The following is a 12,502-nucleotide window of genomic DNA, read 5'->3' as shown; positions in this document are numbered from 1 at the left end:
GCCGGCAGCCGACGTGCGTCGGCATCGGCTGGGCAGGCGGCGAGACTTGCGCGCACCGACAGCGCTGTCGGTTTACAGTGTGTGTAGTCTTGGCCGGCTTAGTCTGAACCGGAATGAAAGAAGGCCGGCAATGCCGGCCTTCTTACGAGGTAGAGATACTTCAACCGGCGATGCGGGCCAGCTCGGCGAAGTAGGTCGGGAAGGTCTTGGCGGTGCAGTTCGGATCGAGGATGCGCACCGGCACGCCGCCGAGCGCAACCAGCGAGAAGCACATCGCCATGCGGTGATCGTCGTAGGTGCCGATTTCGGCGTTCGGTGTCAGCGCGGCCGGCGGGGTGACGACGATGTAATCCTGGCCTTCTTCGACGATGGCGCCGACCTTGCGCAGCTCGGTCGCCATCGCGGCGAGGCGGTCGGTTTCCTTGACGCGCCAGCTCTCGATATTGCGGATCGTCGTCGTGCCATCGGCGAACAGCGCGGCGATGGCGATGGTCATCGCCGCGTCGGGGATGTGGTTGAGGTCGACGTCGACGGCCTTCAGTCTGCCCGAGACCGGCGGCGCGACCTCGATCCAGTTCGGCCCCCAGCTGACCTGCGCGCCCATCTGTTCCAGCGTTTCGGCAAAGCGCTTGTCGCCCTGAATGCTCTCGCTGCCGACGCCTTCGACCCGCAGCGCACCGCCCAGTGCCGCGATCGCGCCGGCGGCGAGGAAGTACGATGCGCTGGATGCGTCGCCTTCGACGAAGACTTCGCCGGGGCTCACATAGCGCTGGCCGCCACGGATGACGAACGCCTGCCAGTCGCGGTTTTCGACGCTGACGCCGAACTTGGCCATCAGGTTCAGCGTGATCTCGATATAGGGCTTGGAAATCAGTTCGCCGACCAGCTCGATGGTGACGTCCTCGCCGCTCAGCGGCAGCGCCATCAGCAAGGCGGTGAGGAACTGGCTCGAGACATTGCCCTTGACCGGAATGCGCCGGCCGCTGCCGATCTCGCCCGGATGGATCGCCAGCGGCGGGAAGCCCTCGTTGCCGAGGTAGTCGATTTTCGCGCCAGCCACGCGCAGCGCATCGACCAGATCGCCGATCGGCCGCTCGTGCATCCGGGCGACGCCCTTGAGCGTGTATTCGCCGCCGGCCATCGCCAGCGCGGCGGTCAGCGAGCGGACGGCAGTACCGGCGTTGCCAAGGAAGAACTCGCCGTGCTTGACCGGAAAGACCCCGTTGCCACCCTGAACGGTGAAGTCGCGCGTGTCGCCTTGCTGGCGGCAGGCAATGCCGAGCTGTTCCAGCGCTTCGAGCATGCGCTGGGTATCGTCGGAACCAAGCAGGCCGCGAATCAGCGTTTCGCCTTCGGCGAGCGCAGCCAGCAGCAGGATGCGGTTGGAAATGCTTTTGGAACCGGGGATTTGCACGGTGCCACGGACGTGGGCGATCGGGGCGAGGTCGAGATATTCCATGGGGCAGGCGGCAGGATTGGGGGAAACCCCGATCATAGCGCGGCGACAGCCGTTTCGGCGACCGCCGCCGGGAGGAGGTGATGGGGGCCGGGATACTCCCCGCTACGGCGGCGCGGTCATTCCGCACCCTACCTGGCGCCTTCCGTCCGGCAGGGTGACGCCGATAGCGAGATAAACCGCGTCCAGTGGGCGTGCCTGCCAGGCTCGCAGACGCAAAAGCGGGGAAACGCCAGCTGGCGTTTCCCCGTTATCAATGCTGCCCAGGCTGCGCTCAGAACGGCCAGGCCGGGCTGGCTGCGGTCATGCTTACTTTGCGCACCGTGCTGTAGTTGTTGGTGCTGGTGTTGGCGTAGAAAAATGCCGATTCCTGAGCAAAACCATAGCTGTCGACCTGGCTGGCCGCGGCCGCCGAGTACTTGATGCCCCACAGGTCGAAGGTCGGCCGCTGGTTACGGTGGGTAATCCACGACAGGGCGATCAGCATATTGTCGTTGCCGTCCACACTCGGGCGGGTGGTGTACTGGCTGTAGCCGAGCTTGTCCTTGTTGGTGGCCCAGTCCGTCTGGGAGAACAGCCGCGAGTGCAGGTAGAGCAGGGTATAGATATCCCAGGCCTGCGTGGCATTGCCGGTTCGCTCCTGCCAGTAGTGCACCCACTGGGTGTAGAACGCCATGCGGATGCCGTTTTGCGCGGCATAGCTGGTATCGGCCCACAGCGCCTGATACGCCGAGTCGACCGGGGTGGAGGTGGCTTTGGCGGCCACGATCAGATCGAAGGCATTGCGATATGCCACGCGGGTGTTGTTCAGATCCACGCCCAGTTCGCGATACATGCGCCACATCTTGTGCAGCGGGAAGATCTGGTTCGACACCTCGCCGGTGGCCGCGCCGGTATAGATGCTCAGCACGCCCAGCTGCAGGTTGTGACCGAGTTCGTGGCTCTCGCCCCAGCCGCGTGGTGTCAGGCCCCAGGTCTGGTCATACGGGTTGCCCGAGCAGCCAGCACCGCACTGGGCATACACGTCGATGTTGATATGCTGCGTCCCCGGCCCGCGGTGCAGGGTCGCATCGCTGCAGTCCCAGCCCTTGGTGCCGCAGTAAGTGGTGATCGACGCCGGCAGGGTCTTGCCGGCGCGGGCAAAACCGGCGAAGCCGTAGGCATCGTCGAAGAACAGGTTGATCATCTCGTCCAGGTACTTGTTCATGTCCCCCTTGTAGTCGCTGCCGTTGATTACGTCGCGCAGCATGCTGGTCCGGGCATGCGCCTCCATGCCGGCCATCTTGATCTCGACCCAGTCGGACGTCGTGCTGGTCAGTGCCGAAACAAAGGCGGTGCGGTCGCTGCTGACCGTGGTATCGAGGAAAGGCTGTTTGGCGACGCCGCGCAGCTTGAGCTTGACCACCTGGCCCGGGGTCGCGCCGCTGTATTGCAGTTGCAGTAGGCCGCCATAGGGGGTGACCACCGGCAAGGTGGTGCCCGCCGCCAGCGGCATGCTCGGGCTGGCGAGGATGCGTGGACGGGTATAGGCGTTGCCGATCTTGGTCGACGATCCCCGCTGGGTGTTGATGCGCAGCGCGGTGGTGGCGGTGCCGGCGTCGAGCACGGTGATCTGCAGCGGCTGGCCCGGCATGGCCATGCGGCCGATAGCGGTGAAGCCGCCGGTATCGCTCAGGGTGACGCTGACGGTTTCATCGCTCGCGCTGACCGGCAGTTTTGCGCCATTGGCGCTCATGAAGGTGCCCAGATCGTTCTGCCGGCTACCGACACTGCGTACATAGCTCACCCAGGCGTCGGCGATCATCGCCTGCTGGAAGGCGGCCGGGTTCTTCTGCTTGTCGAGCGGGTAGACGATCTGCTTGCGGGTCACGTCGGCCCAGAGCGTCAGCAAGCGCAGCAAGGTCGTGTCCGGGGTGGCGAACAGCGGCCGGACATTGCCGTTGAACGTGTTGAGCTGGGTGCGGATCAACTCGGTGGGGGTGATCACTTCATCATTGAAGCGCGGGACATCGCCGCAACTGCTGTCGCCACATTTGCTCCAGTCATAGTCGCTGCGCAGCTTGTCGGTCGCCAGGCGGGAGAGCAGTGGCAGAATGTCGTCGAACTGGTCGCTGACCCTGGCGTTGGCCGCGTCGCTGCGGCCCGCCGCGACCTTGTCGCCAGACCAGTAATTGCCGCCGTAACCGCCCAGATCCAGGGACATGGCGTTCAGCATCTGCCGGCCGGACTGGCTGTCGCCCCAGCCGCCGGTGTGCAGGTAAAGCACCGGTTTGCCAGATTTGAGTAACGTGCGGGTCCGCGCGGTCAGGGTGGCGTCGACCGCCACGCCCGAGCCGACGATCACCAGCGAAACGCGCGCGGCGCAGGCGCTGTCGGCCAGCGCATCGCAGCCTGCATCCTTGGCCGTTATCCCGGCCTTGCCCAGACCGCTGATGGTGTTGCCGACGGATACGCCGGCAATGCTGACGTCCATCGACGCCGGCAGGGCGGTATCGGCATTGCCGCTCACCAGCCAGGACAGCAGTCGGCCGAATGCCGGCGCATGGGTGAGGGTGCCGCTACGGAACTGATCCAGCACATTGGTGCCGTAGCCGGCGCTGCGGCCGCCTTCGGCGATGCTGATGCTCGCCAGCATCTGGCCACCATCACCGACGATCAGCGGCTGGGCCAGTTCTGGATTGCCCGGCAGGATGAACTGGCTGGAGCTGCCGGGGGTGTATTCACTGCTGACACCGCGCTGCAGCGACTGGGTCAGCGCAGCTTGTGCTTTCGATAGCGACAATGCCCGGTTGTAGGCTTGGACGATGATCGGCAGTGGATCGCTCAGCGCGGCGGGATCGCCGCTGGCGACTGCGGTATCGATTGCAGAGACGACGGCGGGGGGCGGAGGCGGTACGGGGGTGGGGTTCGTGCCTGTTCCGCCACCGCCGGCCGTTGTGGTGCCACCGCCGCCGCCGCCGCTATCGCCACCGCCACCGCCACCGCCACCGCAGGCGGTCAGTGCTGCGACCAGCAGCACTCCCCAGACTTTGCTCCAAGCCATGATCCATATCCCTGATTTTTTTATAATAAATAAATCTATTGAAATGCGCGCATCATAATATCAGCGGATACTGAAATAGCCGTTCATTCCCGACGGAGTTCAGCCGTATTCCGGCAACTACGTCGGGAAGACCGGTCTGGTCATGGCGAAAAATGATTCTGGGAGGCATTTGCCGCCGCGCGCATTGGCCTGCTCGGGTGCGGGTGGTGTCGACCAGCAAATGCAGGCTGCTGCGCCGGACGGAAATCGTGAAGACGGGATACTTTTTCCGCCGGCACAGCGCGCTGTAATCGGGCGCTGGCCAATCGAGTCCAGCCCGTTTGAGCAGACAGGCCGCCATGCCGGTCGTCTGGCGCAGCGGAAGGCCGAACAGGTTCTTGAGCATCAGGCAGGACTGGATCGCCGCATCGGAGACGACCTCAGGACGGTCTGGTTTGCCGCTTTTGACCGCAAACCAGGCCATATCCTGATCAAGCTAGAGCAGTAGTGAACCCCGTTGTTTCACGCAGCGTTACGGGTACGAAGACGGCGGCTCGCAAGACCATCTGATTTCGGATGTACTGAACGCCGAGATCGCCCGCCAGCGTGTGCAACTGAACGCTGCGCCGACCGACTTCGCCATCGCCAGCCAGCTGGCCGAGCAGCACCTGAAACGCTTTCGTCGCGACAGCGATCCGTGTGATCTCGGTCAGGCCGACGCGGTGATCGCACGGTGGCTGAACAAGAACGACCCGCCGGCAACGGCCTTGCTGCTGCGCGCGAGCATCCTGCAGGTGCAGGGAAAGTACGCCGAGGCCCGGCAAAGTTGCGGCGCGATGCTGCTGCAGAACGCATCGCTTGACAGTGCAGGACAAGGAGATGCAAGGGCGCTGGGATATCGCGCTGCGTGATCTGGACAACCCGCTGGTGCTCGACGCCGACGGTAACGGTCGGCTGACATGGGGCGAGCTCAAGGCGCGGCAGCGCGACATCGGCAGCTACGCGCTGGCGCGGCTGACGCTGAGTGCCGGCGGGCAGGCGTGCGCAATCCAGCCGCAGGACATGCTGATCGATCACCACACCGACGGCGCCTATGCGGTACTGATGTTCAACGCCCGCTACGCGGTGCCGCCAACGCGGCTGAAGATCGGCTACCGCCTGTTTGCCGATCTGGACACCCTGCACAAGGGGCTGGTGCATGTGGTCAACGACGGCGCGATTTCAACGGCGATTCTCGGGCTGGATCGTCCGGAGGAAGTGCTCGATCTGCACGGCAAATCGCTTGGCGGCGTGCTCGGCGATTTCATGCTCGAAGGCATCTGGCACATCTGGCACATCTGGCACATCTGGCGCAGTTTCGACCACGCGCTGTTCCTGATCGCCTTGCTGCTACCGGCATCGTGGGTCGCCACCGGCCGGGGCTGGCAACCGGTGAGGTCGGTGAGGCCGGTGCTGATGGAGATGTTGCGCATCGTGACCGCGTTTACCGCCGCGCACGCCATCACGCTGACGCTGGCGACGCTGCACCTGATCAGCCTGCCGGGTGTGGTGGTCGAAATCGGCATCGCCGTCACCATCCTGCTGACGGCGCTCAACAACCTCTACCCGGTCGTGCAGCGGCGGTTGTGGCTGGTGGCTTTCGTGTTCGGGCTGATCCACGGTTTCGGCTTTGCCAATGTGCTGACCGATATGGCGCTGTCGAGCACGCATCTGGCCGCGGCGCTGGCCGGTTTCAACCTCGGCGTCGAATGCGGCCAGCTGGGCCTCGTGCTGTTGCTGCTGCCCGTCCTCTACCTGTACCGGCAGGAGCGCGGCTTCAAGCAGGTGCTGCTGTATGGCGGTTCGGCCGCGATCTGCGCATTCGCCGTCGTCTGGGTCTGGCAGCGCAGCGCGCCGCTGCTGGCCTGATTCCGCGGCAGGCGTCGTTAGCGGGCGTCCGACGGGGAGATCAGCCGTTCGACCGCCGCATCGACCCGGTCGGCGTCGAGCTGGTTCAGGCAGTTCATGTGTTCGAGCGGGCAGGTGCGCTTGAAGCACGGCGAACAGACCAGATTCAGCGAGACGATCTCGGCGTGCTCGGTCAGCGGCGGCGTGAAGCCGGGGCTCGACGAACCATAGACGGCGGCCAGCGGCACGTTCAGCGCCGCTGCCACGTGCATCAGCCCCGAGTCGTTGCAGACGGCGACCATCGCCAGACTCATCAGGTCGATCGCTTCGGCCAGACTGGTGCGGCTGGCGAGGTTGATCACGCCGGGGGCGAGTGCTTCGATTTCGGCGGCGATCTCGGCGTCCTTGATCGAGCCGAACAGCCAGACCTGCTCGCCGCGCGCGATGCGGTGGCGGGCGAACTCGGCGAAATGGCGCGCCGGCCAGCGCTTGGCCGGGCCGTATTCGGCACCGGGGCAACAGGCGACGATCGGTTTGGCGGTATCCAGACCCAGCTTCTGCAAGGTCGCGGCGCGCGCGGCCGGGTCGACCTTCAGTTGCGGATAGTGTGATCCGCCCGGCAGCGCTGCGTCGGCGGCGACGGCGAGCGCAACAAAGCGCTCGACCATTTTCGGATAGCGATCCTTGTCGAGCTTTCGCCAGTCGTTCAGCAGACCGTAGCGCGATTCGCCCAGCCAGCCGGTGCGTGTTGGAATGCCGGCAAAGAACGGCACCAGCGCGCTTTTGAGCGAATTGGGCAGCAGGATCGCCTGATCGTAGCCGCGTGCCTTCAGTTGACGGCCGATGGCCCAGCGCTTGCCCAGCGCCAGCTCGCCGTGGCCGAAGGGGTTGTCGATCGCGTCGCGGATTTCCGGCATCCGTGCATGCACGGGCCGCGTCCAGCTTGGGGCGAGCACGTCGATGGCGACGCCGGGGTGCTGGCGTTGCAGTTCGGCGTACAGCGGCTGCGCCATGATGGCGTCGCCGACCCAGGCCGGGGCGACGATCAGGATCTGTTTCATCGTTAACAACTCATGTTGAGCGGGGCGGGCAAGCGGTCATTGTGCGAGGCCGGTTGCGAGACCACAAGAAAGCGCGCGTCGGTGCCCCCTGAATTGGCGAGCTGATGCGCATGCGCCGGGGCGATTTCCAGCCCCTGGCCGGCGGCAACGCGGTGGGTGATACCGTCGACCTCGATCGCCAACTCGCCGGCCAGCACATAGAAAAACTGCCGCGCTCTGGCGTGGGCATGGCGGGTTTCGCTGCCGCCCGGCGGCACGCGCTCTTCGATGACCGACAGCCCCGGCTGTTTCACCAGATGCCAGCCGTCGCATACGCCACCCCAGCGGTAGTGTTCGGCGCTGCCCGTATCAATCACGCTCATGCTGTTTCTCCAAAGACAAAGCGGCGCATTGCGCCGCTTTGTGACCGCGTATCAAAACCTCAATGAGATTTGATGACTTCGCCTGCCTTCAGGCGATAGTGGGTGCCGCAGTACGGACACAGTCCTTCACCGGTCTGGGTCAGATCGATGAACACGCGCGGGTGCGAGTTCCACGCCAGCATGTCCGGCATCGGGCAATGCAGCGGCAGATCGTGAGCGGTGACTTCGATGTCGCGTTGGGTATTTTCTTTCAGTGCCATTTCGGTGTTCCTGATCAAGCCAGCGTGAGCCAGTCGGCGCGCTTGGCGTCACGGCCTTGCACGATGTCGAAGTAGCGCTTCTGGATTTCAGCGGTGATCGCACCGCGGCTGCCTTCGCCAATCGGGCGGTTGTCCAGCTCGCGGATCGGCGTGACTTCGGCGGCGGTGCCGGTGAAGAAGGCTTCGTCGGCGATATAGACTTCGTCGCGGGTGATGCGTTTTTCGATCACTTGCAGGCCCATCTCGGTGGCGATCTCGAACACCGTGTTGCGGGTGATACCGTCGAGGCACGAGGTCAGGTCCGGCGTGTACAGCTTGCCCTTGCGAACGACGAACACGTTTTCCCCGGAGCCTTCGGCCACATAACCGTCGACGTCGAGCAGCAGCGCTTCGTCATAGCCGTCGCGCACCGCATCGGTGTTGGCGAGGATCGAGTTCATGTAATTGCCGTTGGCCTTGGCCTTGCACATCGTGATGTTGACGTGATGGCGGGTGAAGCTCGACGTCTTGACGCGAATGCCTTTTTCCATGCCTTCGACGCCCAGATACGCGCCCCAGGGCCATGCGCCGACAATCACCTGCACATTGTTCGCCGGTGGCGCGATGCCGAGCTTTTCCGGGCCGTAGAACGCCATCGGCCGCAGATAACACGACGCCAGCTTGTTCTCGCGCACCACGGCCAGCTGGGCTTCGTTGATCTCTTCTTTCGAGAACGGCAGCGCCATGCCGAGGATCTTGGCCGAATTGAACAGGCGATCGGTGTGGTCCTGCAGGCGGAAAATTGCCGCGCCCTTGTCGGTCTCGTAGGCGCGCACGCCTTCGAATACGCCCATGCCGTAGTGCAGCGTGTGGGTCAGTACATGCGTGGTCGCTTCGCGCCACGGGACGAGTTTGCCGTCGTACCAGATGACGCCATCGCGGTCGGCCATCGACATAGGTGTTCTCCTGCGGATTCGGGGGTGCGTAAAGGTGAAAATTGTAGCTGAAAACGGCGGCTTTCAGCGAGCCGGCTGTATCGGCGGGGCCACCCCATTGCCGCCGATCACGAGTTTGCTATGGCTGTGGTCGACGGGCGGGGCATGCGCTCATAAGCGGTCGAGCGGAATTTTCAGATAGCGGCCGCCGTCGGCCTCGGGCTCGGGCAGCGCGCCGGCGCAGATATTGAGCTGGGTTGCCGGCAGCATCAGCGCGGGCACATCCAGCGTCGCGTCGCGGCTTTGCCGCAGCGCGACGAAGGCCTCGCGGTCGATGCCGTCGTGGATATGAATGTTGCCGGCCTTCTGTTCTGCCACGGTGCTGATCCACACCGGCGGGCGGCCCGGCGGCGGATAGTCGTGGCACATGAACAGCCGCGTTTGCGCCGGCAGCGCCAGCAGCCGCTGGATCGAGTCATACAGCGTGGCGGCGTCGCCGCCGGGAAAATCGCAGCGCGCCGTGCCGATGTCGGGCATGAACAGCGTGTCGCCGACAAAGACCACATCGCCGATCCGGTAGGCGATGTCGGCCGGGGTATGACCGGGGACGAACAGCACCTCGGCGACAAGTTCGCCGATCCGGAAGGTGTCGCCATCGGCAAACAGGTGATCGAACTGACGACCGTCGACCGGGAAGGCGTCGCCCAGATTGAACAGCGTGGCGAAGGTGCGCTGCACCGTGCCGATGTGCGCGCCGATGGCGATGCGCCCGCCAAGCCGGTCGCGCAGCCACGCCGCCGCCGACAGGTGATCGGCGTGCGTGTGGGTTTCGAGTATCCACGCCAGCGTGAGCCGCCGCGAGGCGATGAAATCGATGAGCCGCTGCGCCGAGTGCGTATCGGTGCGGGCTGCGTTGGCGGCGTAATCGAGCACCGGATCGACGATCGCGGCGTGCCCGCCGGCCATGTCGTAAACGATGTGGCTGACGGTGCCGGTGGCCGGATCGTGGAAGCTCTCGATTTGCGGGCTGTTGCTCATGGAGGCTCCGGCTGAATGATATATTCAATAATATAATATTAATTGATATTATGTATCCATCGACAATCAGGACATCCCGCCCGTGGACGACTCTCCGCCCGAACTTGAACGGATGCGCGCCGCCGCCAGCGCCGCCGTGGATCTGCTGAAAACGCTGGCCAATCAGGACCGCTTGCTGCTGCTGTGCCAGATGTCGCAGGGCGAGCGCAATGTCGGCCAGCTTGAAGCCGATCTCGGCATCCACCAGCCGACCTTGTCGCAACAACTTGGCGTGTTGCGTCGCGCCGGTCTGGTGGCGACGCGCAAGGACGGCAAACAGGTGTTTTACAGCCTGGCCAATGACGCGGCGATCGCAGTGATCGGCACGCTATACCAGCAGTTTTGCGGCAACGAGGAGGCACTATCATGACCATAGACTGGAGTGCATTTACCCCATGGAGCGCGCTGATCGGTGGCGCGCTGATCGGCGTGGCCGCGAGCGTGCTGATCCTTGCCAATGGCCGCGTCGCCGGCATCAGCGGCATTGTTGCCGGGGTGATGCGGCCGCAGCGTGGTGAAACGGCGTGGCGCGTGGCCTTTGTTGCCGGGCTGCTACTGGCGCCGTGGCTGTACCGCAGCGTGACCGCCTTGCCGCGACTGCAATTCGATGCCGGCTGGGGCACGCTGGTGGTCGCCGGCTTGCTGGTCGGCTTCGGCACGCGGCTCGGCTCGGGTTGCACCAGTGGTCACGGCGTGTGCGGCCTGTCGCGGCTGTCACTGCGCTCGCTCGCGGCAACGCTGGCCTTCATGGCGGCGGGTTTTGCCACCGTGTTTGTCGTCCGTCATGTGATCGGGGGCTGAGATGCTGAACCTGACTGCTTTGCTGGCCGGGCTGCTGTTCGGCCTCGGGCTGATCGTGTCGGGCATGGCCAATCCGGCCAAGGTCACCGGTTTTCTCGATCTGGCCGGCCGCTGGGATCCGTCACTGGCGCTGGTGATGGCCGGGGCGATCGGCGTCGGACTGGCCGGCTTCGGCATCGCCAGACGCCGCGCGACATCGTATCTGGGCGAGGTCATGCAGTTGCCGGCATCGAGCGTCATCGATCGCAAACTGATCGTTGGCGGGCTGCTGTTCGGCATCGGCTGGGGGCTGGCCGGCATCTGCCCGGGGCCGGCGCTGGTGGCGCTGAGCGCCGGTGCGCCGCAGGCTATGGTGTTCGTGATCGCGATGCTGGCCGGGATGGGCTTGCACCGGTGGTTTGCGAATCGCGCCTAGGCGAGCAAACGCCGCGCGGCATCGACGACGATGTTCACCGCCGTGTGCTCGGCGCGTTTCATCGCCTCGGCGTCGGGTTTTTCCTGTTGCGTGCGGTTGACGATCACGCCGGCGATCATCCCGGCCTTGAGGCCGAGCGCCGCGCACATCGTCAGCAGCGTCGCCGATTCCATGTCGTAATTCATCACCTGTAGCGCCTGCCATTCGGCCATAGCCCCGGCCCATTCGCGGTTCACCCGGCCCGAATAAGTATCGTAGCGTTCCTGCCCCGGATAGAAGGTATCCGACGACGCGGTGATGCCGACGTGCAAGCGCGCACCGGCAGCCCTGGCGGCGGCGACCAGCGCGGTGGTGCAGTCGAAATCGGCGACCGCCGGATAGGCGGCCGGCGCGTAGTGGTAACTGGCACCGTCGAGCCGCACCGATGCGGTCGTCACCAACACGTCGCCGACGGCGATGTGGGGCTGGATCGCGCCGGTGGTGCCGACGCGCAGAAAGCTGCGGATACCGAGCTGGGCGAGTTCTTCGACGACGATAGACGTCGACGGCCCGCCGATGCCGGTCGAGCAGACGATCACCGCCTTGCCGTCGAGCTCGCCACGCCACGAAACGAACTCCCGCTGGCTGGCCAGATGTACCGGTCTGCTCATCAGCGCGGCGATGCGCTGGCTGCGCGCCGGATCGCCGGGGACGATGGCGAGCGCCGCGCCACCCAAGTCGGCCCTGGCGAGGCCGAGGTGGAAGACTTCAGATTGCGGCATCGGCGCCTCCGTTGGGGGCGAGGTAGAACGCGCCGGGCAGCAGCGCACCGGCGCTGGTGACTTCAACGTCACCGTTGAGATTGGTCAGCACGACCTCGAGCGCCGGCGTGCCGAGTTCGATCATCACCTGCCGGCAGGCGCCGCACGGTGCGATCGGCCCGTCGGTATCGCCGACGACGGCGAGCATGGCGAAATCACCGGGGCGATATCCGGCGGCGACGGCGGCAAACAGTGCGGTGCGTTCGGCGCAGTTGCACAACCCGTAGGCTGCGTTTTCGACATTGCAGCCGTGGAACACCCGGCCGTCGGTGGTCAGCAGTGCGGCGCCGACCAGAAAGCGCGAATACGGCGCATAGGCCTTCAGCCTTGCGGCCCTGGCTTCGGCTAGCAGTTGTTGCTGGTTCATGGCATCGCCTTGAGCATCAATGAAAAGAGGCGCTGGCCATCGGCAGCGCGCCTTTTCAGCATAGAAGCACGCATGGGCTT

Annotated in this window: 14 protein-coding genes and 1 pseudogene; 5 read left to right on the top strand and 10 right to left on the bottom strand. The window is 64.9% G+C overall.

Going from position 1 to position 12,502, the window contains the following annotated elements:
* Positions 1-160: 160 nt before the first annotated feature.
* The 3 genes and pseudogenes from aroA to JLC71_RS16445 all read right to left on the bottom strand — a co-directional run.
* Positions 161-1,459: a 3-phosphoshikimate 1-carboxyvinyltransferase gene (gene aroA / locus JLC71_RS08790; RefSeq protein ID WP_200915038.1), complete on the bottom strand. Its 1,299-nt coding sequence runs from the start codon at positions 1,457-1,459 to the stop codon at positions 161-163.
* 271 nt (positions 1,460-1,730) lie between these two features.
* The gene (locus JLC71_RS08785) at positions 1,731-4,499 is read right to left on the bottom strand and encodes an ImpA family metalloprotease (RefSeq protein ID WP_200915036.1); all 2,769 of its coding nucleotides are present in this window, start codon (positions 4,497-4,499) and stop codon (positions 1,731-1,733) included.
* A gap of 202 nt (positions 4,500-4,701) precedes the next feature.
* Positions 4,702-5,004 (bottom strand): annotated as a pseudogene (locus JLC71_RS16445) (transposase); the annotation flags it as partial.
* An 82-nt stretch (positions 5,005-5,086) separates the two neighbouring features.
* Between JLC71_RS16445 and JLC71_RS08775 the strand changes: the two are divergent.
* Positions 5,087-5,389, top strand: coding sequence for a hypothetical protein (locus tag JLC71_RS08775; protein WP_200915033.1), 303 nt, complete (start codon positions 5,087-5,089; stop codon positions 5,387-5,389).
* Positions 5,358-6,386: a HupE/UreJ family protein gene (locus tag JLC71_RS08770; protein ID WP_200915031.1), complete on the top strand. Its 1,029-nt coding sequence runs from the start codon at positions 5,358-5,360 to the stop codon at positions 6,384-6,386. The genes JLC71_RS08775 and JLC71_RS08770 overlap by 32 nt, the downstream gene beginning before the upstream one ends.
* Positions 6,387-6,403: 17 nt before the next feature.
* Here the strand turns inward: JLC71_RS08770 and waaF are convergent, their stop codons facing one another.
* The 5 genes from waaF to JLC71_RS08745 all read right to left on the bottom strand — a co-directional run bounded on the left by waaF (position 6,404) and on the right by JLC71_RS08745 (position 10,000).
* Entirely contained in the window at positions 6,404-7,426 is a 1,023-nt protein-coding gene (gene waaF / locus JLC71_RS08765; protein ID WP_200915029.1) for a lipopolysaccharide heptosyltransferase II, read from the bottom strand.
* A gap of 2 nt (positions 7,427-7,428) precedes the next feature.
* The gene (locus JLC71_RS08760; protein ID WP_200915027.1) at positions 7,429-7,788 is read right to left on the bottom strand and encodes a cupin domain-containing protein; all 360 of its coding nucleotides are present in this window, start codon (positions 7,786-7,788) and stop codon (positions 7,429-7,431) included.
* A gap of 59 nt (positions 7,789-7,847) precedes the next feature.
* Entirely contained in the window at positions 7,848-8,048 is a 201-nt protein-coding gene (locus tag JLC71_RS08755) for a zinc-finger domain-containing protein (protein WP_200915025.1), read from the bottom strand.
* A 14-nt stretch (positions 8,049-8,062) separates the two neighbouring features.
* Complete coding sequence (locus JLC71_RS08750; RefSeq protein ID WP_200915023.1) at positions 8,063-8,983, bottom strand: branched-chain amino acid transaminase; 921 nt, start codon at positions 8,981-8,983, stop codon at positions 8,063-8,065.
* 150 nt (positions 8,984-9,133) lie between these two features.
* Positions 9,134-10,000 carry an MBL fold metallo-hydrolase gene (locus tag JLC71_RS08745; protein WP_200915022.1) on the bottom strand — a complete coding sequence of 289 codons (867 nt, stop codon included), beginning with the start codon at positions 9,998-10,000 and terminating at the stop codon, positions 9,134-9,136.
* An 82-nt stretch (positions 10,001-10,082) separates the two neighbouring features.
* On the opposite strand from JLC71_RS08745, the gene JLC71_RS08740 reads away from it, so the two are divergent.
* From JLC71_RS08740 to JLC71_RS08730, 3 genes are read left to right on the top strand one after another with little or no spacing between them, the layout of a single operon-like run.
* Positions 10,083-10,409: an ArsR/SmtB family transcription factor gene (locus tag JLC71_RS08740; protein WP_255517227.1), complete on the top strand. Its 327-nt coding sequence runs from the start codon at positions 10,083-10,085 to the stop codon at positions 10,407-10,409.
* A complete protein-coding gene (locus JLC71_RS08735) occupies positions 10,406-10,840 on the top strand; it encodes a YeeE/YedE family protein (RefSeq protein ID WP_200915021.1) in 435 nt (144 codons plus the stop codon). Before JLC71_RS08740 ends, JLC71_RS08735 begins: the two co-directional genes overlap by 4 nt.
* A 1-nt stretch (position 10,841) precedes the next feature.
* A complete protein-coding gene (locus JLC71_RS08730) occupies positions 10,842-11,255 on the top strand; it encodes a YeeE/YedE family protein (RefSeq protein WP_200915020.1) in 414 nt (137 codons plus the stop codon).
* Here JLC71_RS08730 and udp read toward each other — a convergent pair.
* Both udp and JLC71_RS08720 read right to left on the bottom strand, forming a co-directional pair.
* A complete protein-coding gene (udp, locus tag JLC71_RS08725) occupies positions 11,252-12,016 on the bottom strand; it encodes a uridine phosphorylase (protein ID WP_200915019.1) in 765 nt (254 codons plus the stop codon). The genes JLC71_RS08730 and udp overlap by 4 nt on opposite strands.
* Positions 12,003-12,422 (bottom strand): cytidine deaminase, encoded by a 420-nt coding sequence (locus tag JLC71_RS08720; RefSeq protein ID WP_200915018.1) that lies wholly within the window; start codon positions 12,420-12,422, stop codon positions 12,003-12,005. The genes udp and JLC71_RS08720 overlap by 14 nt, the downstream gene beginning before the upstream one ends.
* Positions 12,423-12,502: the final 80 nt, after the last annotated feature.

Source organism: Jeongeupia sp. HS-3, assembly GCF_015140455.1.
Classification (GTDB): Bacteria; Pseudomonadota; Gammaproteobacteria; order Burkholderiales; family Chitinibacteraceae; genus Jeongeupia.
The sequence above is the reverse complement of the archived record's forward strand: the minus strand, read 5'-3'. Positions and strand labels throughout refer to the sequence as shown.